The following is a 20,335-nucleotide window of genomic DNA, read 5'->3' on the forward strand; positions in this document are numbered from 1 at the left end:
CTATTTTTATGATGATATATCATCTTGCTTAGGCTATTTACATGGATTTAGATTGAATTTTGCGTGATGAAACGTGCTGTATATTTATAGATCAAATGTTGATTATTTAAGGTATTTTTAACTGACCGTCGGTTTATTCGACAGCCATAAATCATGAGTTCTTATAAAATCTAAACTCCTGTTTTTATGCGATATGACCTCGTTCATATCAATGTGTATGCTTTCAAATCTCTCCGCGAATTGGCTCATGGGTTTAGGTGCAGTACTGTGCCTGATCACAGTCTATGTTCTTTATAAAGTCACCATTTTCTTAAAGGATTTTTTTCAACCCTTTAAGAAAGGAAAATCTTACCTCTGCCGTGTATCCGATATTAGTGATGGCGATACCCTCACCTGCTATCGGATGAATCTGAGACGTTCTAAAACCAAACTTCGCTTTGCTTATGTGGATGCGCCAGAATCGACACAAGCCTACGGTAAAGAGTCAGCCCGCCTGATCAAATCTATGGTTTACAAGAAATTTGTCCGCGTAAAAATCACTGATGTAGACCGTTATGGCCGCTGCGTTGGGGTTATTTATCGCTATCGTAAATGCATGAATGAAGAAATGGTAAAACGTGGTGCTGCGTGGGTGTACGAAGAATACATCCGTGACCAAAAGCATTTGCACTATATGATGAATTTACAAAGTAAAGCACGTAAACAAAAGAAAGGTTTGTGGAAAGCCAGTCGTCCAATGCGCCCTAAAGAGTATCGTAAATTACATAAATAACAGACCACAGTGCAGCATGGCTAAGGAATATTTGATGACTTAGCCATGTCTAATATTTGACCTTTTTTTAGTTCGCTATACAATAATGCTGCCCTTTGGGGCATAGAAAATACATTAGATAATTAAAATTGGAATAATAATGACTGAACTTACTTCAAGCGAATTGAATCCGTTTCAACAAGATCAAAATATTCAGCCTCAAATTCAAAAAGCCGATCATCCACTGTCTCCTGAAGGACGTTTTGGCCGCTTGTCCTATTTAGCGTGGTTATTTATCATTAGTATGATTTATACCTGCCTATTGGGCATCAGCGTCGCGCTAGGTCTTTTTGCATTTTTCAATTCAGCAGAACGTAGTATTGAAGCACTTTTTAATTCATTTTTAGGACTCAGTGCGATCGCTCTCATTGTCGTTTCCATTATTGCAATGTTTGTCGCAATGATCTGCATTACGATTCGTCGTTTACATGATCTAAATAAAAGCGGTTGGCTCTGTTTAATTTTTCTCATCCCACTGGTCGGAACCATCTTTAGCATTTATGTGATGGCTGCAAAAGGCACCGAAGGTGAAAATAAATATGGCATAAAACGTCCAACGGAACAAACAGAGAAAGTTATTGGGTCATTGTATCTGATCTTGATGATTGTTTATTTATTGGTCATGATCCCATTGATGTTCAATATGCAAAGTATGATGAACAATTTAGAACAAGCGCAATTACAAGAACAAGCGATGATGTCTGAAGGTGAACCTGAATTAACGGATGAACAAATTGCGGCTTATTTAGAGCAAGCTGAATCAGAAGGTGAAGAACTTGCTTATGCAGATGGTGAAAGTGTAGAAATTTCAGAAAATGCAGACAGTTCAGCGGAAGATGCTGCAATTGCAGCTGCAGAAGCTTCTGTAGAATAAACACGTATTATTTAAGGTATCATTCAACGATATGCATTGAACGATAAGCTTTAAATGAAATGTTATGCAAAAAAACCTGTGTGCGCACAGGTTTTTTTATACCTGTTATTTATGCTTTAAGTTGTTCACTTGAATTCAAAATAAATTAGACGTAAAGTTGCGATAATTTAGTTACCCTAGTTAACTATAATGAATACCTCATTAGGTTTCCGCTCTTCACTTCTACGCTGTGCGCGTTTGATGAGTGATGAAATCAACACAATTTTATTGCCCTATCAATTGAACTATTCGCTTTGGCAAGTCATGTTTGTCATCCGTGAAAAAAACGCTTGTACATCTATTGAAATGGCTGAATATTTAAACGTATCCAAGCCATCCATCACTAAGCGTGTCAAAATTCTTGCGCAGATGGATATTTTGAGTCATGTACAAACTGACGATAAACGTCAAAAGAAAATGATGCTCAGCGAGACTGGACGTGAGTTATTTCAGCAATGTGCAAAAGACATAGATGCCTTTGAGCAGCGCCTGATCGCGCCATTAGCTAGCCAAGATATCCAACACTCCATTCAAATTTTACACCGTGTCATGCAAGAACTTGAACACAGAAATGTAGGTGATGATCATGCAAGATAAAGCACCACTTTGGACTCGAAATTTTATTTTAGTCAGCGCCATTAACTTCCAATTGGTTTTAACCTTTTATCTCTTGGTTGTGGTGATCGTGGGCTATGCGGTGGCTGAATTGGGTGCGACTACAGCCCAAGCAGGTTTAGTTTCAGGCTTGTTCATTGTCGGCACATTGGTCGGGCGTTTATTGGTGGGTAAGTTCCTAGAACGTTTTGGTCGTAAAACAACACTGATCGTTGGTTTAATTGGCTTTTTAGTCTTTTCTGGTTTTTACTTCATTCAGTTTGGCGTCGGCATGTTGCTTTTCATACGCTTTATGCATGGCTTTATGATGGGTATTGCATCAACAGTGCTGGGTACCTTAATTGCCCAAATCTTACCAGCGACACGTCGCGGTGAAGGCATTGGCTACTACAGCATGAGTAGTACTTTAGGTACAGCTATTGGGCCATTTCTTGCCATTTGGATGATGTTACACATTGGTTATCACGCGATTTTTATCGTTTCTACGATTATCGCATTGAGCTGCCTATTGGTTGCCTTGCTGATTCAAGTGCCCGATTTACCCAAAATCAATAAACCCCTCGATACTGTTGAAGCCGTCAAAAAACCGAGTTGGATTGCTCAATTTGTAGAACCTAAAGCATTACCGATATCATTCATCATGCTTTTCGCTTCAATCTGCTATTCAGGTGTTTTATCTTTCATTAACTTCTATGCCAAAGAAATCGATTTAGTTGAAACAGCCTCGTTTTTCTTTTTGATGTATGCCATTGCGATTTTAATTTCTCGCCCATTTACCGGCCCGTTGATGGATCGTAAAGGTGAAAATATTGTGATCTACCCTGCTTTTGTGATTATGGGCGTAGCATTGGTACTGCTCAGTATCACACAGAGTTCATGGATGCTTTTACTTTGTGCCGGCTTACTTGGACTCGGTTATGGCAATATTCAGTCGGTCTGCCAAACAGTTGCCGTGAAAAGTGCACCGCTTGAACGTATGGGCTTTGCCACTTCGACTTTCTTTATCTTTTTGGATGCAGGCTTAGGCTTTGGACCATACTTTATCGGTAAATTGCTCGACCATATTGGTTACTCACAATTGTATTTGTATAGCGCATTTGCTGCCTTTGCATGTATGGGTGCCTACTACATTTTACATGGTCGTTATGCCGTTCGAACCGCTTAAACTGTATTTAAACATCAAATCGTCGGCTGAAACGTCGACGATATTCTAAGGGGCTCAGCCCCGTTTTTTTCTGAAATAACCGTCGAAATGAGCTTGGGTCACTATAGCCAACCTCTCGCATAATCAGATCTAAAGCATGTCCCGTTTCTTCTAAACGCTTTCGTGCAGCTTCAATCCGTATCGATTGTAAGTATTGATTCGGTGGAATATCCAAAGCCGTTTTAAAATGTCGAATCAATGTCCTCGTTGTCACATTAAACTGCGCTGCAAGTTCATCTAAGACAATATTTTCATGATAATGCTGTTCTAACCAATCTTGAACTTTTTGCACCAAACCATCCTGATGCGGTTTAGATATTTTCAATAATGAATAGGACAACTGACTATCACGACGATAATCCAGTACAAATGATTTTGCCGTATGGATTGCCGTTTCAAAACCATAAAAACGTTCTATTAGGTGTAGTCCCAAATCAAACCATGCTAAGCCGCCGCCTGCACAGTAAATATTTTGGTCATGGCTAATGAGCTGATCTGCATTCAGTTTGACCAAAGGATAGCGTTCACGAAACATTTGCTGAAAGCCCCAATGCGTCGTTGCCTGCTTACCATCTAAAAGCCCTGCTTCCGCCAGAAAAAAATTACCCGTACAATTTCCTGCGATCATTCCGCTCTGCACTTGCTGAGTTTTTAATAACTCGATCAGCGCTGAATTTTGCGCTAAAACATCTAAAATCGCCGCGCCTATCGTTGGAACAATGATGATATCTGCATCTGTTATTTCAGAAAATGCTAAATCTGCATAAAGCTTGATGCCATTAATACATTGCACAGCTTGACCATGTTGTGAGGCGATTTTAACCTGAAATAGCCGCTGCACATTTTGTTTTTGAATCCGGTTCCAACTGACTCCCGCCATTGCGAAGAGATCAACAACCCCAGTAATCGCGGAAGCCAAAGCACCATCAAATGCTAAAATTATGATTTTCTTCATTTAAAGTTCAAATTATCAAAATGTCATTTTTAACTTATTAAGTGTCATTATTGACAATTCTATATCTAAAAATCAACTGCTAGGCTTAAGCCATAAAATTCGACCCGATTAGAGATTGATCAATGGCGCAGTTAATCAATGACAAAGATTTAAATTTTTTGCTATTTGACGTGTTTAAAGCGCAAGACTTAACGCATTACCCACGTTTTGCTGAGCATGATGCTGAAACCTTCAAAAGCATCCTAGAAACTGCACAAGGTATTGCTCAAGACTTTTTTGCACCACATAACGCAACAGCCGATCAAAACGAACCTACGTTTGATGGTCAACAGGTTAAAACCATTGCAGAAGTCAAAACGGCATGGAAGCAATTTGCAGATGCCGGTCTACTTTGTGCACAGCATGATTATGATGCAGGCGGTATGCAACTTCCGACTTTGATTAACATGGCTGCAAATGCTTATTTCATGTCAGCAAATCCATCGTCAGTGGCTTATTCATTTCTAACCGCTGCGGCTGCAAATGTGATTCAAGCTTTCGGTACGACTGAACAAAAAGATATGTTTGTACCACATATGTTCAATGGTCGTTTTGCAGGAACGATGGCCATGACTGAACCTGATGTGGGTTCATCTTTAGGTGATTTGACCACAAAAGCTATACCGCAAGCCGATGGTACCTACCTCATCAAAGGCCAAAAGATGTTTATTTCAGGGGGTGACCAAGACATCACTGAAAATATCGTCCATTTGGTCCTTGCTCGCATCCAAGATGCACCTCAGGGCGTAAAAGGTATATCTCTGTTTATTGTTCCGAAGTTTAAAACCCTGAGCGATGGTTCACTTGCAGGCGCCAATGACGTTCAACTGGCTGGCTTATTACATAAAATGGGCTACAGAGGTACAACATCGACAGTACTGAGCTTTGGTGAAAAAGACCAATGTACAGGCTATCTGATTGGTGAAGCAGGTGCTGGTCTTAAATATATGTTTAAGATGATGAATGAAGCACGAGTCGGTGTCGGCTTAGGTGCAGCCATGATTGGATACCGTGGCTATTTAGAGTCACTCGAATATGCCAAAAACCGTCCACAAGGTCGCTTAGTATCAGATAAAAATCCTGCCTCAAAACCTGTCAATATTATTCAACATACAGATGTTAAACGGATGCTTTTGGCACAAAAATCCTATGTGGAAGGCGCACTCGCATTATGCCTATTTGCTGCACGATTAATTGATGAACATCAAGCCGCTAACAATGAAGACAGCGCGTTGTTATTAGATTTGATTATCCCTGTCGTCAAATCATTCCCTTCCGCCTATGGACCAAAAGCCAATGATTTAGCCATTCAAGTTTTAGGTGGTGCGGGCTATACCCGTGAATATCCACTTGAACAATGCTATCGCGACAATCGCTTAAATCCGATCCATGAAGGTACATTTGGGATTCAGTCTTTGGATTTATTGGGTCGTAAGCTTTGGCAGCACAACAGCAAAGGTTTGATGCTGTTACTACAACGTATGCAAAATACGATTGATCAAGCTCAACATCCAAAAACGGAAGCGCTTGCAGCGATTTTTTCAGCGCATTTAAACACGGTGAAGAAAACCACACAAAGTTTGGGACAAGTCCTCGCCCAAGGTCGTGTCGATCAGGCGCTGGGTAATTCTGCATTGTATCTAGACATGATGGGCAAAGTCATCATTTCATGGCTATGGCTTGAAATGGCTAATCAAGCTCTAGTGAAATTTGAACATTCAGATTTAGCTGAAGATCAACAATTCTTAGCCGGTAAATTACAAGCCGCGCAATATTTTATCCGCTGGGAATTACCTGAAATAGAGCACCAAGCCAAGTTATTGCTAGAACTTGATGATACTTGCCTCAACATGCAAGAAAGTTGGTTCTAGTCACCCGTTTAGCTCAGTCCTCAATGGGCTAATCTGGACAAGGTTTTCACGGATGAAAATCTTGTCCAACCCTATCTATCTCAATAAAACTGCAATAAAAAAAGGAACTTAGATTTCGTTCCTTTTTTATCAGGATTGAGTGCTATACGCTGCAATTATTGGAAGACTTTAAAACGAGCAGCATCATCCATATAACCTTTTTCTTTCGCTTCACCTTCCACTGAACCAAAAACCAATTGAGCACGAAGTTTCCAATGCGCAGGAATGTCCCATTCAGCATGCACTTGTTCATCCACAATTGGGTTGTAATGCTGTAGTGATGCGCCTAAACCTTCGGTATGCAATGCGGTCCAAGTCGCAAATTGGGCAATGGCAGTTGAATGTTCGGCCCAAATCGGAAAGTTTTCTGCATAAGAAGGAAACTGTGCTTGTAGGCCACTGACCACATCCAAATCTTCAAAGAACAGAACTGTACCTAAACCTGCTGCAAAACTTGCCATTTTAGCCGTCGTCTTCGCAGCATTTTCTTCATCTTTCGCATAAGATTTTAATTTGTCAGCGACTAAGCCCCAAAATTTTTCGCTTTCAGCATTAAATAAAATAACAGCACGAGAAGATTGTGAGTTAAATGAAGATGGGCTTTGTTTAATCGCTGTTTGGATCAAATCAGTTAAATATTCTGTGCTTTGGCTTACATTGTCCCCAATAGCATAAATAGTGCGACGTTTGCTTATCAGGTCAATAAACTGATTTGACATATAAAATGGTCCTTTAAAATAAAATGTGCAGATGAGTCAGAAACATTTGGAATGATAAGTATCGCGACTTTCCAAATGTTGGAATGCTTCTATTGCTTGATGGGTCACTATGAAACAGTCACTTGTCGAAGTAAATCTGAAGTTCTGCTGTACATATAAAAAATCCTCCTAAGCGGAGGATTTTTCGACTAAAACCTTATGAAGTTTAGAATTTTGCTTCTAGCACATTCGCTGACACTTTGTTTTTCCAAAGCTCACGTAAAGTCGGTAGATAGAATTTTTCACCTAGCTCAACCAACTCTGCATCAATCAAACCATGAACTTCGTGCATGAATAGATAATCTAGTTCAACAGTTTGTAATTTTGACTGTGCTTTTTTATATTCTTTGCGCTTTTGCTGTGCTTTTTTTACCAAGTTATCTGCATAAGCACGGTCTTTATATTGGGCAATAGCATTCAAACGTAGTTCGATTACGCCCCAACCACTGAGTAGCAATTTAAATTTTTCAAAATCTGTCGTTGTCGATTCCCAGCTCATTTCTTCTAGATTTTCATTTTCAGGCAAAACTGGTAGCAAAAGCTCCATAACACTTGGGAAAATCTTTTTAAAATTCAAAACAAATTTAACAGGATGCTCGCCCGGATAGTCTTTAAATTGAACGTTCTTTTGGACATCTGTCAAATAGATGGTGAGCATTAGGGGAAATCCTTAAATAAAACACTGTCTTGCAAATATTTATTCAAACAAATGTCAAATAGCAACGAAAACAGAAAAAGAAAGGCATTTTAACAAGTGTGCCAATGAATTCAAAGCCCAATCCAATGAATTGCTCGCTTAATCATCAGGCCTTTCTTCATTTTGTTCGTTCCCCTATTTTTAATAAATCGTCTGGTTTCTATACATACATTTCAAGATGAATATGAATCCAAAGAATCTGTGTTAGGCAATAACTAGTTGAAAAATAATTCAATCATATATCCAATAAAAAGAGAGGCTGAATATGAATCAGCCCCTCTTTTTATTTTCAAACACTCTAGATGAATGATCTCAAAACAATTTATTTGGTATTGGGTGAAACCATTTGCTCAGGACGAACCACTTCATCAAATTGCTCTGCAGTGACTAAACCGAGTTCTACCGCAACTTGTTTTAGAGTTTTACCTTCTTTATATGCAGTTTTAGCAACTTTTGCAGCATTTTCATAACCAATTACAGGATTGAGTGCCGTAACTAACATTAATGAATCATGTAAGAAATGATCGATTTTTTCACGGTTTGGCTCAATGCCTACTGCACAGTGGTCATTAAAGCTATTACATGCATCGCCGAGGAGTTGAATAGATTGCAATAAGTTAAAGGCAATAACAGGCATAAACACGTTTAATTCAAAGTTACCCGATGCACCGGCAACATTAATGGTTGTGTCATTTCCAAGTACTTGAGCAACCACCATTGTCATGGCTTCACTTTGAGTTGGATTGACCTTACCTGGCATGATGCTTGAGCCTGGCTCATTTTCTGGAATGCGTAGCTCACCAAAACCACAGCGTGGGCCACTGGCTAACCAACGCACATCATTAGCGATTTTATTTAAACTTGCAGCGAGTGTTTTTAACGCACCCGACGCAAATACAGCTGCATCACGTCCTGCAAGTGCTTCAAATTTATTGGGCGCAGTTACAAATGGCAGACCCGTTTGTTTCGCAAGTTCTGCTGCTGCTTTTACAGCATATTCAGGATGTGCGTTGAGACCTGTACCCACCGCTGTTCCGCCTAGTGGTAATTCATACAGCCCTTCTAAAGCTTGATTTAAACGCTTCAAACCATGATCGAGCTGTGAAACATAGCCGCTAAACTCTTGGCCTAATGTTAAAGGCGTTGCATCCTGTAAATGTGTACGGCCAATTTTAACAATATCTTTAAAATCGTTAGATTTAGCTTCTAAGGTATTACGCAGTTTTGTTACTGCAGGAATTAAAAGCTCATTGATTTGTAGACTTGCAGCCACATGAATTGCGGTTGGGAATGAATCGTTGGTCGATTGCGCACGATTGACATGATCATTTGGATGGACAGGTTTTTGTGAGCCCAACGGATTACCCAGTTTTTGATTGGCAATATTGGCAATTACCTCATTACAGTTCATGTTACTTTGCGTACCTGAACCCGTTTGCCAAACTACCAGTGGAAATTGTGCATCCCACTGCCCTGAGATCACTTCTTCGGCTGCATTGACGATATAACCAGAAAGTTCCTGAGGGATTTGACCCAATGCTGCGTTAGTAATCGCTGCTGATTTTTTGACGAGACCCATTGCACGAATCATTGGACGTGGTAAACGTTCACCACCAATTTTAAAGTTTTGCAAACTACGCTGTGTTTGTGCACCCCACATCGCATCGCTAGGTACTTCAACATCGCCCATTGTGTCATGTTCAATACGTGTTTGCATAAATGACCTCATATCCTTATCTATAAAACTTGAACGTCTATGCAGAATTAAACTCTGCTGATAAATACAGTTTAGGTAACTTGTTTAGTCTTGTAAATAATAACCATTATCAACTATAAGTGTTTTATTTGATAATCTTTATCGTGATTTTATAAAGAAAATCATGCACGACGATTAAATTTACCCAATACAAGACGAGTTAATTCCCTCTTAATGTTTGTTGATAGAAACGCCATTCATCTTCTAGCATTTTCTTTAAATCTTGTTCAGGCTGCCAATCAAAAGTACTTTTCGCTTTCTGTGTACTTGCCCCAAGCTGGTCATATTCATGGCTTGGGTAAAAACTAGATTCGACCGTCTTAATCTCGGCCTTTGTCACTTCTGAAAGCGTATCTAATAGTTGCTGTATCGAAACCAACTCACCTGAAATATTAAAGGCCTCACAGGCGAATTGCTGCTGCGACAACCATTGCAAACATTGCCACACCGCCTTACAGCAGTCGAGTACATGCAAGAAACTCCGTTCCACAGTACCATCTTCAGTTTTAGCTTGTTTGCGAAGTTCAATAAAGTCTCGTTGTAAAGCCCCGACTTGCATCGCAAGCGGCACAATATTTTTTGGCAATGGCGCAACAAACTCACCTAAAACTGCATGTTCGAATGCACCTGCGACGTTTCCTAAACGCAAAATCGCAATTTTCCACTCATTATCAGTACGTGCCGTATCCCGTATAATTTCTTCCACCATTTGTTGAGATTTCACATAGGGATTTGGATAAGTAAAATTGATTTCTGTGTCTTCTGTTAAATCTGCCGAAGACTGACCATATACCGCCAAACTTGATAAATGGATCAGTGTTCGTACACCTGTTCGCTGCATTGCACGCAGCAAACTCATGATACAACTGACATTATCATTATAATATTCAAGTGGTTTAAGGACGGATTCTTCCAATGACTTAAAGCCTGCCGTATGAATGACAGCATCGACGGTATATTGTTCAAATACTTTATTGAGTGCGGGAGTATTGCGAATATCGAGTTTGACAAAAGGCACATACATGCCTGAAATAAATTCTAGTCGTTCAAGTGTTTGTAAATTTGCATTGGATAAATTATCCACAATAATGACTTCTTGACCTTGAGCCATTAAACTCAAGGCTATATGTGAACCTATAAAGCCTAAACCACCAGTCACTAAAATCATTGTTTAGATACTCCTTATAGTTATCAAGCTTTTACAACTCTTTGGCATCATCTTGGTGTCGTCACCAACTTATCTACAGATCTAAATTTTGAAACTTCGCCTCAGCATTTTTCATGAGCCGAACAATCTGCAAGAGCATTCTAGTTTTATCTTACTGCTTTAGAATTTTGACTGTGTTGCAGTTATGGATATTAACTGTATTTGATTTACGACAAATGACCTCGCTAGCGATTCATTTTGAAGACAACACAATTATTCGTGGCATTTGAGTGAACGCGTTTAGAAGAAGATATTTAAAAATAATCGCACTAGAAAGCATATTTCACAGCAATAAAAAGTATTAGAAGTAATCTACTCGAATGAGCAAATGGAATTGAGCAGTCTGACTATTTTTGAGGTCGAGAAGCAGGATGTGAACGCCAGATGAATCATCATAAATATTCATCTGGCAAGATGTTGGCAATGTAACTGTAACAGCAGCAAAAGTTTGTAATCGCAAATATCTAGCAAACTTAATTTAGCGGATATAGCCTTTTTTAATCATGGCTGAGAATAGGAACTCGTAAACTTTTAAGATCATGCTCACCAAATAAGACCCATATTTTCGCCATAAAGACAGTCCAACAAAATTCAGCAAAACCGCAATGATCAGCGCTCCCGCCATATCCATTGGATAATGCACACCTAAATAGACTCTCGACCACGCCACAAGAAAAGCGAAAGCTAGAAATACATAGCCGACAGCTTTTTGCTTTGAAAAAATATAAGAAAATGCAATCGTACTAAAAAACAGCATGTGATCACTCGGGAATGATCCATTCGGTGAATGTTCTATAATCGTGCGTCCAACATCCAAGACAAATGGTCTAGGATAGTAAAAGAAACTTGAAATCACTTGGCTGATTAGAAATGCGACAATTGTAAAAACAGTGGCTTTAACGATTTGTTTTTTGGTGTCAAAACTGCCTTTAAACCAAGCCAAAAACATCAAAAGAATCACGATATAAAATAGATCATTGGCTATAAATATGGCAAAAGAAATAGTGAAATCTAAAGCATTGTCCGAAGCATTGATTGAATTAAATAAACTTAAATTAAATTTCTCTATATTCATGAGATGGTTTAAAAAATGAAAAGATCATAGCACTCTGCAAAATCAAAAATTGCGTTTTATTCATATAAAGATTTTTCAGTATGTAACCGCACAGTTTATTTATGAAAAGTGTTAGCTTGAGGCTGAATCCAAAATAAACCAAAAGTTATATTTGAAGAAAAATTGGCAATGACTTCGCTGCCTAAATAAGCAAAACTTTGCAAATATTCAGATCATTGAGTAAATCATTGTATACTAGCTTTTTCTTCTGAACTCAGAACAAACTGTCGATCTAGACCGTTTATTCATTTAGTGAATTTCGATGAGTACTCTATTACTAATTACCTCCTCACCCACTTCGATATTGGCTTGGCATGCTTTGGGTCTTGCCCAAGCGCTGAAGCAGAAAGGCGAAAACTTTCGGGTTTTTTTCTATCAAGATGGTGTAAATGTCGCAAATGCCTTGCAATGGGTGCCAGATGATCAACGCAATTTCAGTAGTGAATGGCAAAAACTCGGCATTCGTTTACCTGTTTGCGTAAGTGCAGCTCTCGCACGTGGGATCACAGATCAGGAAAATGCACACCGTCACAATATTCAGCAACATAATCTAGCTGAGCAATTTGAACTTGTGGGCCTAGGCGAACTTGCCGATGCCGTACAAGCTGCTGACCGTTTATTGCAATTCTAAAAATTTTATTGCCGCGCATTTGTAGCATTGAAAAGGAAAATTACGTGAAATCTGTACTGGTTGTTTTAACCCATGCAAATCTTGCAAGCTTACAAGTACATGAAAGTCTTTCTGCGACCATGGTGCTTGCAACCTTCGGTTGTAACGTAAAAGTGTTGCTCAAAGATGCTGCGCTAAGCTTACTTCAAGCCGAACAAGAGTTTAGTCAACTCAAGCATGCATTTAAACTCGCATCCAACATGGTTGATAGCTTTGAGTTTTATGATCTCACCCCGATTTATATTGAACAAAAAAATTCACAGCATCCATTTGTGATCAACAGTGAGCAAGAGCTTGAGTTTGTTCAATTCAATACTGAATTAATTCAACAATTTGATCATGTGTTGTATTGGTAAAAGAGGAATGATGATGTCAAATTCTACGCTGTATTTAGTCCAAGCCAGCTATGCCAATACCCTACAGCACATCCAGCATTTAGCCAGTTTAATCAACCCTGAAGATGCGATCATCTTGATGGGTGAAGCAGTCTTACATATTGCAGATGAACGAATTCAGCAATTTGGCACATGTTATGTACTTGAAAATGATGCTGAAATTTTAGGTAAAAGTATGAATTATAGTCATATGAAAGTGATCGACTATGCCGCTTTTGCTGATCTATGCCTGAAATTTAAACGATGTATTTCACTCAAATAATTTGAGTAAAAGCGACCTATTTTTACAATCTTCTCTTTTGGAATGAATATGAATCTTGAATTAGACCAAGATGGCCATTTGGTGGATTACACTATTTGGAATGAAACTGTTGCCCAAGAACTGGCTAAAAGTTTAGAACTTGAGTTAAGCCCTTGGCATTTTGAAGTTTTACAAGCTGTGCGACAGTTTTATCAACAGTTTGGTCACTCGCCGGCAACTCGCCCACTCATTAAATTTTTAATGAAAACGGTGAGCGCTGATATTAATAATGCGGTGTTACAAGACAAATTTAACACAGGTTTGGTCGCTCGGCATTTAAGTCGTTTAGCGGGAATCCCTAAGCCTGCAAATTGTTTGTAATTTTAAAGCAATCTAAATACCGCTTAGGCTATTTTAGCAAGATGGATGCAAATCAGCATCTTGAAGAAAGCCATAAAACAGCTTAGGCAGGTTTTAATTGATTTAGAGCGATGTAATAGGCTTGGGTAAATATCGGTTTGACCTGTTTGGCTTGGATCGGTTCGGCACAACATGAGCACACTAAAACCGGTTTAAATTTTTGCCCACATGCCTGATGTACATATTCAACTGGAGATCCCAAGCCCTGATCCATATATTGATCGGCCCAATGGGTCATAGCTAAAAGGATTGGATACAAGTCTAAGCCTTTTTGCGTCAGTCGATATTCAAAACGTTCCTGACGCTCGACATAAGCAACTTTTGTTAAAATACCTTCTTCAACCAAACGCTTTAATCGGTCAGATAACACATGACGCGTCACACCGAGATTTTGTTGAAAGTCATCAAAACGTCGAATGCCCATAAATGCATTACGGATAATCAACATGGTCCAACGATCCCCTAGCACTGAAAGTGCACGAGCGATTGAACACGGTTGTTGACCAATATCATCCCATTTCATTTTATGAACCATCAAAAATAACGACCAACACCCAATTTAATTCATGCCTGTTGATTTTGCAAAATCCTTTTCAATAATCTTTGATGTACAAATCATAAATCCACCATCGTTTCAACGCATTCATTTTATCTGCTTGATCTGTAAATGAACTAAAAATGTATTTTGTCTTTATTGTCCTCAATTATTTCTAGCCATGCACGCGTTGCGGGACTCATGGCAACAGTGGTATTCCAGGCCATACTGAGTTTCCATTCTAGGTTTGGATTTTCTAATTCAGCCATATGGTATTTTGCCGCATCAAGTTGTTCACAATAAATTTTAGGCAGGAGTGCAATCCCGACATTTGAATCTACCATTTTGGCGATGAAGTCCCACTGGCTACTTTTACACACTACATTTGGCTCAAATCCGACGTAATTTGCCGCCTGTATAATGATGTCATTGAGTGTGAAGGTATCGTCATACAATAAAAAAGATTCTTCTTTTAATTCAATCAACGAAACGGTTTTTCGCTTACGCCACTGTGAGTTTTTTTTAGATAATAAACATAAAGGTGACTCCATCACCGGAATACCGCTCAACACCGGTTTCAAGTGACCCAAAATAATTCCCACATCGACCTGTTTTTTTAAAATGGCACTTTCAATACCTGTCGCCCCAACCTCAAAAAAGCTCAGTTCAATATTGGGGTATTTTTTATGAAACAGCGCAATTAACTGACTGAACAATACCGATGCCAATGGCGGTAAACCTAGAGTCAATTTACCTTGTTTTAAGGCGCGAACTTGGGTGACAGTATCAAGCATCCGTTGTTGTTCATTCAAAATCACTAAAGCATGCTGATAAATCTGCTCTCCCATATAGGTAAGCTGTGCTTCCCTTTTTCGACCTGCTTCTCCTTTATGAAATAAAGGCACTCCGATCTCGTCTTCTAACTGACGAATTAATTTACTAATGGTCGGCTGAGTGACAAAAAGCGCTTCTGCTGCATGACTAAAACTCTGTTTTTGTACGATGGTCACAAAGACTTTTAGGCTTTTAATGTCCATTATTATTCCATTTAAGCATAATTAATAATTAATTATTCATAATTATACAGGGTATGCACTTTTAAAATAGCGTCATCTCCTATTCTACTGTCGTCTCATGGATACGTTTCCACAATCTACTTCCAAATTTACCCAGTTTCTTAAAACTTTAGCGCAGATAAGTTTATTGATATTGATCTGGTGGATCGGCTCTTGCATTCAATCATGGTTTAACTTGCCGATCTCTGCTGGCGTAATTGGTTTATTACTGCTATTAGCCGCATTATTGAGTGGTTTATTTAAAATGCAGTGGGTCAAACAAGGCTCAGAATTTATTTTGGCTGAACTGGTTCTATTCTTTATCCCCTGTGTAGTTGGATTAATTAAATATCAAGATTTATTACTCAGCTCTGGCTGGCAGTTAATTTTAGCCGTGGTACTGGGTACTGTCTGTGTCATGGTGTTTACAGCATTTACGGTTTATTGGGGCTTTAAACTCGAGGCAAAACTTAAAGCGAAACACCAAACTGCGACAGATCATGATGTCAACACAGCAGGAAAAACCTTATGAACGATTTTGGGTTGAACAGCATCTCTGTATTGTTTTTCGTCCTGACCCTAATCGGTTATATTTTGGCGAAAAAGCTACATCGTAAGTTACCGTATATGGTTCTTTCCCCTGCACTATTCGTCCCATTTGTGCTGATTATACTCATGCTTTGCTTTCATATTTCATATGACACCTATATGCAAGAAAGCCAATGGATTGTATGGATGCTCGGCCCTGCCACTGTGGCCTTTGCTATTCCCATCTATGAATATCGGCGAATTATCCGTCAGCATGCGCTGAGCATTAGTTTAGGCATCGTGATCGGCATGTTAGCAGGAATTGTCAGTGCTTTTTATTTGGCACAGTTGTTTCAATTTGATCAAGAAACGTCTTATAGCTTAATGGCACGTTCCATTTCTACGCCCTTTGCCATGGAACTTACCTCAAATATTGGGGGTTCAGTCGAATTGGTGATTCTATTTACCATGATTACTGGGATTGCTGGCGTGGCTTTGGCTGACCTAGTTTTGGCTGGGCTTAAATTGCATTCACGCTTTGCGCAAGGTGCGGCTCTTGGCAATGCCGCACACGGATTTGGTACAAGTAAGGCGTTATCACGTCATAAAGAAGAAGGTGTTGCAGCCTGCCTGAGCATGGTACTTGCTGGAGTATTTATGGTATTGCTTGGGCCATCACTTATTCATTTGGTCATTTATCTATTGGGATAAAAGAAAAGCCCAGTGCATTAGCTGGGCTTTTTAAATGATGATTTAAACTGTTTCATCTGTAAAACTATGCAGCTAAATAATGTAGTGCTATGACAAACGCTAAAAGACTCGACACCTCTGTGATTTCAATCGCAGCACCAATTGTATCTCCAGTCACACCACCTATACGCTGAATAAATTTCCATCGCAAATACAATAAAGTACAAATAAATGTAAGAATACTGACCACTCCAAGCCAGCTAAAATACAAACATGCACTTAGGCAGAGTATAAAGACCAGATATGCCGACTTTCGTGGAATAGTTGCTGCTATCGATGAGCCTAAGCCTTTTTCACGGACATACTGAGTTGTTAAAAACAAAAATAAAGGGACTAAACGACCCAACATTGGAAATACAATCAATGCCAAATACATTTGCTGTTGTAGCAAAACATAAAGTGCCGACCATTTGAGTAAGCAAATCACGACGAGGCTCAACACACCAATCGGCCCACATGCAGGGTCTTTCATGATGTTAAGTGTACGCTCGGCATCACCAAAGCCACCGACCCATGCATCTGCCGTATCGGCTAAACCATCTAGATGTAATCCACCTGTGAGCCAAATCCAGACTACAAGCAAAACACTAGTGAGTAAGACGATCGGCAGGCTGTGAAATATAAAAGCAAGCAAGGCGAGAATGCCACCGATCAGCAATCCCACCGCAGGATAAAACAGTAAAGACTGTCCATTTTGCTGTTTCGATGGCATCGCTTTAAGTTGAATAGGGAAAGTCGTGAGAAACTGTAGAGCAATCCAAAAAGGTGTCATTCACTTTGCTCCAAAAGACGAATATTTGTACGATTTTGCACAATGAATGAATTTAATTGTCCCAATTCGGCAGTCATTTTTAATAAATCATCTAAGTGACTTTGCTGTGCCATACATTTCAATAATTTAATCACGCCGCCATGGGAAACCAATAAAACGCGGTGCCAATGATGCTGTTGAGCCTGCAAGACTAACTCATCTAGACCGCTTAATATCCGATGTTGAAATTGCTGAAGACTTTCTGCATTCGGTGGCGTAAATGTGCTGGGACTTTGCCAAAACTGTGCGAGTAACTCTGGAGTGTTTTCATAGATATGCTTGGTTGATACCGCTTCCCAGTCGCCAAAATGCATTTCTTGAAACTTCGCATTTTCAAACATTGGACATTTGAGTTGTTGAGATAAATCTAAAGCAAATAAACGGCAGCGCTGTAAGTCAGAAGTAATGATGACATCCCAGCTCGCTAAACCGTGTGTATGTATGACGTTCAATACATCATCTATGGTCTGCTGCATCTGCTGCCAACCTTTTTGCGTCAAAGTATCATCTGTAGAGCCACGTAAGGTATGGCTCAGTTCAGTCTCACCATGACGCAATATATCTAAACGGAAATGTTCCATTTAAACTTTTTCACCAATCACAGCAGCTTGCGCGAAAGTTGCCATGTTGTTATGTAAACGACATGCCAAACGAATTAAACCCAATGCCGCACCGGCACCGCTACCTTCACCTAAACGTAAATTCAACTTCAAAAGTGGTTCAGCTTCAAGGGCTTGAAGTAAACGTTGGTGCCCATATTCAGCCGATTGATGACCAAAAAGCATCCATTCACGTACAGCAGGATTTAAACGAACAGCGACCAAGGCAGAAACCGTACTAATAAATCCATCAACGACCATTGCCAGACCCAATTGCGCACAGCGAATGTATGCTCCAACCATCGCGGCAATTTCCAAACCACCTACGGCACATAGGGCTTTAAAGACATCTTGGCCGACATAGTCCTGATGTAAAGCCAAGGCCTGATCAATCACTTGTTTCTTATGTGCCAATTGTTCAGCACGAATACCTGTACCAACACCTGTCAATTTTTCGGCCGGCTCATTAAATAAAAAACATGCAACAGCAGAAGCAGAACAGGTATTGCCAATGCCCATTTCCCCTGCGACATAAATTGACGCACCTGCAGCGATAGCATCTTCAACACTTTTACGGCCGAGATTCATCGCTTCAATACATTGTGATTCGGTCATCGCAACAGTTTTAGCAAAATTTGCTGTACCCGCTGCAATACAGTAGCGCTCTACCCCTGCATATTCATAAGCATCACCCACAGAACCACAGTCAATCACTTGTAGTTTGGCTTGATACTCACGTGCAATGACACTAATACATGCACCACCTGTAGTGAAGTTTTGTAGCATTTGGCGTGTGACAGCTTGAGGATAGGCCGAAATATTTTCTTCCATCACACCATGATCACCAGCAAAGATGGTAATCCACGGAAAATCGATATTGGGCTGATCCGTGTTTTGTAATGATGCAAGTTGCACCGCTACATTTTCAAGTTCTGAAAGCGAGCCCGTAGGTTTAGTTAGCTGTAACTGGTGATTTACCGCCTGTTGCTTAGCTTCGATACTCGGATTTTGACAGGGTTCTTGCCACCAGTTCATGCTTTATCTCCTTTTAAGATCATTGGAAAACCTGCAACACAAAACACCACATGGCCAGCAATTTGACCAATTTGTTGATGTAAGCGCCCAGATTCATCGACGAATTTTCGACTGATTTGTCCCATGGGAACAACGCCTAGTCCAGTTTCGTTACTGACTAAAATAATGTCTGACTTTAATGTCGGTAGCACCTTAAGTAATTTTTGGCATTGTTGCTGTTGAAAGTCTGCTTGTTCATGCAGCAATAAATTACTCATCCACAGCGTTAAACAATCGATAAGAATGGTTTGATGCGCTTGGTCTATTTCAAATAAGCGGTCGGCTAAATACAAAGGTTCTTCAATCAGGCCCCAATGCTCTGGGCGGTCGGCTTGATGATGCTGAATTCGCTCCTGCATTTCCTCATCATATGCTTGTGCTGTAGCCACATAGATGACGGCTTGAGCACTTTCTTTAGCTTTTTGTTCTGCAAATCGGCTCTTACCTGAACGTGCCCCACCCAAAATGAAATGAATCATGACTGTGCCATCTCTATATTTTGTCTAAACGGATGTTGATAATAAGGACTCAACGCCCCTTGTAGTACTTGAGCCTGATAATGACCAAAAGTCAGCTGCTCGCTTTCAAAATCAAAGCTGTGCTGTTCAATTTGTTGGATTCTTTCAAAAATATCATCGCTATTCCATGCCTGTTTATACAAGCCCAATGTGATATGCGGACAATATTCGATTGGTACAATTTCATTCGAAGTTAAATTCAAAGCTTGACGGAGATGGTCTAACTTACGATCTACATCCACAATTTCAATAAACAGCGCGCTTTGAAAGCTATTGATCTGACCTGTACATAACCGAATATTAGATAGCGATAACTGTCGAAGTTGTTGTTGGTGCAGTGCCAATTCATCTGCTGAGAAATTATCATTCCATCGTTGTTCAGAATGATCGAATAATTGGGTTTTATTCAGCTCTTGAAAAAAACCACAAATAAACACGGTAATATGAAATTGGCGCGTATTCGGCGTGTATAAAAGATCTGAAAACTGCGCTCGAAGTGCTGTGAGATATGCCAATAATTCAGGATCCTGTATTTCTATATACCACAAAGCATAGTGCTGACGACCTTGATGCCAATCGGGATAATCCTGATTGAGCGTAGGTACGACTTGCGTTGAAGGTTTTAGAAACACAGATAAATCACTTTAAATTCAATCTGCTTTATTAAAGCATGAATCAAAACAGACTTTGCCCAATTTTGATTTAGTAATATTCAGTTAGAACTGAAATTCATTCATCTAAAGCTTCTTTGTAAGAAAAA

24 protein-coding genes are annotated in these 20,335 nt (G+C 39.7%); 11 read left to right on the plus strand and 13 right to left on the minus strand.

The features are described from left to right. Positions 1-217: 217 nt before the first annotated feature. The 4 genes from FTU80_RS10840 (at position 218) to FTU80_RS10855 (ending at position 3,504) form a co-directional block, all read left to right on the plus strand. Positions 218-772, plus strand: coding sequence for a thermonuclease family protein (locus FTU80_RS10840; protein WP_180085042.1), 555 nt, complete (start codon positions 218-220; stop codon positions 770-772). A 139-nt stretch (positions 773-911) separates the two neighbouring features. Beyond that, positions 912-1,685, plus strand: coding sequence for a DUF805 domain-containing protein (locus FTU80_RS10845; protein ID WP_180085043.1), 774 nt, complete (start codon positions 912-914; stop codon positions 1,683-1,685). 189 nt (positions 1,686-1,874) lie between these two features. Next, positions 1,875-2,321 carry a MarR family winged helix-turn-helix transcriptional regulator gene (locus tag FTU80_RS10850; RefSeq protein WP_180085044.1) on the plus strand — a complete coding sequence of 149 codons (447 nt, stop codon included), beginning with the start codon at positions 1,875-1,877 and terminating at the stop codon, positions 2,319-2,321. Further along, on the plus strand, positions 2,305-3,504 hold the full coding sequence (locus FTU80_RS10855) for an MFS transporter (RefSeq protein WP_180085045.1): 1,200 nt from the start codon (positions 2,305-2,307) through the stop codon (positions 3,502-3,504). The genes FTU80_RS10850 and FTU80_RS10855 overlap by 17 nt, the downstream gene beginning before the upstream one ends. 7 nt (positions 3,505-3,511) lie before the next feature. Here the strand turns inward: FTU80_RS10855 and FTU80_RS10860 are convergent, their stop codons facing one another. Further along, the gene (locus FTU80_RS10860; protein WP_180040312.1) at positions 3,512-4,498 is read right to left on the minus strand and encodes a GlxA family transcriptional regulator; all 987 of its coding nucleotides are present in this window, start codon (positions 4,496-4,498) and stop codon (positions 3,512-3,514) included. 122 nt (positions 4,499-4,620) lie between these two features. Between FTU80_RS10860 and FTU80_RS10865 the strand changes: the two genes are divergently transcribed. Then, positions 4,621-6,408: an acyl-CoA dehydrogenase gene (locus FTU80_RS10865; RefSeq protein WP_180085046.1), complete on the plus strand. Its 1,788-nt coding sequence runs from the start codon at positions 4,621-4,623 to the stop codon at positions 6,406-6,408. A gap of 155 nt (positions 6,409-6,563) precedes the next feature. Here FTU80_RS10865 and FTU80_RS10870 read toward each other — a convergent pair whose 3' ends face one another. The 5 genes from FTU80_RS10870 to FTU80_RS10890 form a co-directional block, all read right to left on the minus strand. Continuing rightward, entirely contained in the window at positions 6,564-7,166 is a 603-nt protein-coding gene (locus FTU80_RS10870) for a nitroreductase family protein (RefSeq protein ID WP_180085047.1), read from the minus strand. A 205-nt stretch (positions 7,167-7,371) separates the two neighbouring features. Continuing rightward, positions 7,372-7,863 (minus strand): hypothetical protein, encoded by a 492-nt coding sequence (locus tag FTU80_RS10875; RefSeq protein ID WP_180059608.1) that lies wholly within the window; start codon positions 7,861-7,863, stop codon positions 7,372-7,374. Positions 7,864-8,224: 361 nt separating this feature from the next. Then, positions 8,225-9,619, minus strand: a complete 1,395-nt coding sequence (gene fumC / locus FTU80_RS10880) for a class II fumarate hydratase (protein WP_111884341.1) — start codon at positions 9,617-9,619, stop codon at positions 8,225-8,227. Positions 9,620-9,818: 199 nt separating this feature from the next. Continuing rightward, complete coding sequence (locus FTU80_RS10885; protein WP_180085048.1) at positions 9,819-10,826, minus strand: SDR family NAD(P)-dependent oxidoreductase; 1,008 nt, start codon at positions 10,824-10,826, stop codon at positions 9,819-9,821. Positions 10,827-11,343: 517 nt separating this feature from the next. Beyond that, a complete protein-coding gene (locus FTU80_RS10890; RefSeq protein WP_078193832.1) occupies positions 11,344-11,940 on the minus strand; it encodes a phosphatase PAP2 family protein in 597 nt (198 codons plus the stop codon). 301 nt (positions 11,941-12,241) lie between these two features. Here FTU80_RS10890 and tusD point away from each other — a divergent pair, with 301 nt between their 5' ends. The 4 genes from tusD to FTU80_RS10910 are packed head-to-tail and all read left to right on the plus strand — an operon-like array spanning position 12,242 to position 13,666. Next, entirely contained in the window at positions 12,242-12,610 is a 369-nt protein-coding gene (gene tusD, locus FTU80_RS10895; protein ID WP_180085049.1) for a sulfurtransferase complex subunit TusD, read from the plus strand. A gap of 44 nt (positions 12,611-12,654) precedes the next feature. Next, entirely contained in the window at positions 12,655-13,005 is a 351-nt protein-coding gene (locus tag FTU80_RS10900) for a hypothetical protein (protein WP_111884337.1), read from the plus strand. Between the two features lie 13 nt (positions 13,006-13,018). Beyond that, a complete protein-coding gene (locus FTU80_RS10905) occupies positions 13,019-13,306 on the plus strand; it encodes a DsrH/TusB family sulfur metabolism protein (RefSeq protein ID WP_180085050.1) in 288 nt (95 codons plus the stop codon). A 48-nt stretch (positions 13,307-13,354) separates the two neighbouring features. Next, positions 13,355-13,666, plus strand: a complete 312-nt coding sequence (locus FTU80_RS10910; protein WP_078190987.1) for a TusE/DsrC/DsvC family sulfur relay protein — start codon at positions 13,355-13,357, stop codon at positions 13,664-13,666. An 82-nt stretch (positions 13,667-13,748) separates the two neighbouring features. Here FTU80_RS10910 and FTU80_RS10915 read toward each other — a convergent pair whose 3' ends face one another. Beyond that, positions 13,749-14,228: a helix-turn-helix domain-containing protein gene (locus FTU80_RS10915; RefSeq protein ID WP_078191046.1), complete on the minus strand. Its 480-nt coding sequence runs from the start codon at positions 14,226-14,228 to the stop codon at positions 13,749-13,751. Between the two features lie 149 nt (positions 14,229-14,377). Next, complete coding sequence (locus FTU80_RS10920; RefSeq protein ID WP_180085051.1) at positions 14,378-15,277, minus strand: LysR family transcriptional regulator; 900 nt, start codon at positions 15,275-15,277, stop codon at positions 14,378-14,380. 97 nt (positions 15,278-15,374) lie between these two features. Here FTU80_RS10920 and FTU80_RS10925 point away from each other — a divergent pair, with 97 nt between their 5' ends. Continuing rightward, positions 15,375-15,827, plus strand: coding sequence for a CidA/LrgA family protein (locus tag FTU80_RS10925; protein ID WP_180085052.1), 453 nt, complete (start codon positions 15,375-15,377; stop codon positions 15,825-15,827). Beyond that, positions 15,824-16,534: an LrgB family protein gene (locus FTU80_RS10930; protein ID WP_180085053.1), complete on the plus strand. Its 711-nt coding sequence runs from the start codon at positions 15,824-15,826 to the stop codon at positions 16,532-16,534. Before FTU80_RS10925 ends, FTU80_RS10930 begins: the two co-directional genes overlap by 4 nt. Positions 16,535-16,598: 64 nt before the next feature. On the opposite strand, the gene FTU80_RS10935 is transcribed toward FTU80_RS10930, so the two are convergent. The 5 genes from FTU80_RS10935 to FTU80_RS10955 are packed head-to-tail and all read right to left on the minus strand — an operon-like array spanning position 16,599 to position 20,207. Continuing rightward, positions 16,599-17,345, minus strand: coding sequence for an adenosylcobinamide-GDP ribazoletransferase (locus FTU80_RS10935; RefSeq protein WP_180085054.1), 747 nt, complete (start codon positions 17,343-17,345; stop codon positions 16,599-16,601). Next, complete coding sequence (locus FTU80_RS10940) at positions 17,342-17,965, minus strand: histidine phosphatase family protein (RefSeq protein WP_180085055.1); 624 nt, start codon at positions 17,963-17,965, stop codon at positions 17,342-17,344. Before FTU80_RS10940 ends, FTU80_RS10935 begins: the two co-directional genes overlap by 4 nt. Further along, a complete protein-coding gene (gene cobT / locus FTU80_RS10945; protein ID WP_180085056.1) occupies positions 17,966-19,018 on the minus strand; it encodes a nicotinate-nucleotide--dimethylbenzimidazole phosphoribosyltransferase in 1,053 nt (350 codons plus the stop codon). Then, positions 19,015-19,536: a bifunctional adenosylcobinamide kinase/adenosylcobinamide-phosphate guanylyltransferase gene (cobU, locus tag FTU80_RS10950; RefSeq protein ID WP_180085057.1), complete on the minus strand. Its 522-nt coding sequence runs from the start codon at positions 19,534-19,536 to the stop codon at positions 19,015-19,017. The genes cobT and cobU overlap by 4 nt, the downstream gene beginning before the upstream one ends. Further along, positions 19,533-20,207 carry a 2'-5' RNA ligase family protein gene (locus FTU80_RS10955; RefSeq protein WP_180085058.1) on the minus strand — a complete coding sequence of 225 codons (675 nt, stop codon included), beginning with the start codon at positions 20,205-20,207 and terminating at the stop codon, positions 19,533-19,535. Before FTU80_RS10955 ends, cobU begins: the two co-directional genes overlap by 4 nt. Between the last annotated feature and the right edge of the window lie 128 nt (positions 20,208-20,335).

Origin of the sequence: Acinetobacter sp. YH12145 (genome assembly GCF_013418335.1) — a bacterium.
Classification (GTDB): Bacteria; Pseudomonadota; Gammaproteobacteria; order Pseudomonadales; family Moraxellaceae; genus Acinetobacter; species Acinetobacter amyesii.

Excerpts from the sequence above, each read along its gene's own strand:
- FTU80_RS10840 (WP_180085042.1), top strand. The coding sequence starts at position 218 with ATGCTTTCAAATCTCTCCGCGAATTGGCTCATGGGTTTAGGTGCAGTA.
- FTU80_RS10845 (WP_180085043.1), top strand. The coding sequence starts at position 912 with ATGACTGAACTTACTTCAAGCGAATTGAATCCGTTTCAACAAGATCAA.
- FTU80_RS10850 (WP_180085044.1), top strand. The coding sequence starts at position 1,875 with ATGAATACCTCATTAGGTTTCCGCTCTTCACTTCTACGCTGTGCGCGT.
- FTU80_RS10855 (WP_180085045.1), top strand. The coding sequence starts at position 2,305 with ATGATCATGCAAGATAAAGCACCACTTTGGACTCGAAATTTTATTTTA.
- FTU80_RS10860 (WP_180040312.1), bottom strand. The coding sequence starts at position 4,498 with ATGAAGAAAATCATAATTTTAGCATTTGATGGTGCTTTGGCTTCCGCG.
- FTU80_RS10865 (WP_180085046.1), top strand. The coding sequence starts at position 4,621 with ATGGCGCAGTTAATCAATGACAAAGATTTAAATTTTTTGCTATTTGAC.
- FTU80_RS10870 (WP_180085047.1), bottom strand. The coding sequence starts at position 7,166 with ATGTCAAATCAGTTTATTGACCTGATAAGCAAACGTCGCACTATTTAT.
- FTU80_RS10875 (WP_180059608.1), bottom strand. The coding sequence starts at position 7,863 with ATGCTCACCATCTATTTGACAGATGTCCAAAAGAACGTTCAATTTAAA.
- fumC (WP_111884341.1), bottom strand. The coding sequence starts at position 9,619 with ATGCAAACACGTATTGAACATGACACAATGGGCGATGTTGAAGTACCT.
- FTU80_RS10885 (WP_180085048.1), bottom strand. The coding sequence starts at position 10,826 with ATGATTTTAGTGACTGGTGGTTTAGGCTTTATAGGTTCACATATAGCC.
- FTU80_RS10890 (WP_078193832.1), bottom strand. The coding sequence starts at position 11,940 with ATGAATATAGAGAAATTTAATTTAAGTTTATTTAATTCAATCAATGCT.
- tusD (WP_180085049.1), top strand. The coding sequence starts at position 12,242 with ATGAGTACTCTATTACTAATTACCTCCTCACCCACTTCGATATTGGCT.
- FTU80_RS10905 (WP_180085050.1), top strand. The coding sequence starts at position 13,019 with ATGTCAAATTCTACGCTGTATTTAGTCCAAGCCAGCTATGCCAATACC.
- FTU80_RS10910 (WP_078190987.1), top strand. The coding sequence starts at position 13,355 with ATGAATCTTGAATTAGACCAAGATGGCCATTTGGTGGATTACACTATT.
- FTU80_RS10915 (WP_078191046.1), bottom strand. The coding sequence starts at position 14,228 with ATGAAATGGGATGATATTGGTCAACAACCGTGTTCAATCGCTCGTGCA.
- FTU80_RS10920 (WP_180085051.1), bottom strand. The coding sequence starts at position 15,277 with ATGGACATTAAAAGCCTAAAAGTCTTTGTGACCATCGTACAAAAACAG.
- FTU80_RS10925 (WP_180085052.1), top strand. The coding sequence starts at position 15,375 with ATGGATACGTTTCCACAATCTACTTCCAAATTTACCCAGTTTCTTAAA.
- FTU80_RS10930 (WP_180085053.1), top strand. The coding sequence starts at position 15,824 with ATGAACGATTTTGGGTTGAACAGCATCTCTGTATTGTTTTTCGTCCTG.
- FTU80_RS10935 (WP_180085054.1), bottom strand. The coding sequence starts at position 17,345 with ATGACACCTTTTTGGATTGCTCTACAGTTTCTCACGACTTTCCCTATT.
- FTU80_RS10940 (WP_180085055.1), bottom strand. The coding sequence starts at position 17,965 with ATGGAACATTTCCGTTTAGATATATTGCGTCATGGTGAGACTGAACTG.
- cobT (WP_180085056.1), bottom strand. The coding sequence starts at position 19,018 with ATGAACTGGTGGCAAGAACCCTGTCAAAATCCGAGTATCGAAGCTAAG.
- cobU (WP_180085057.1), bottom strand. The coding sequence starts at position 19,536 with ATGATTCATTTCATTTTGGGTGGGGCACGTTCAGGTAAGAGCCGATTT.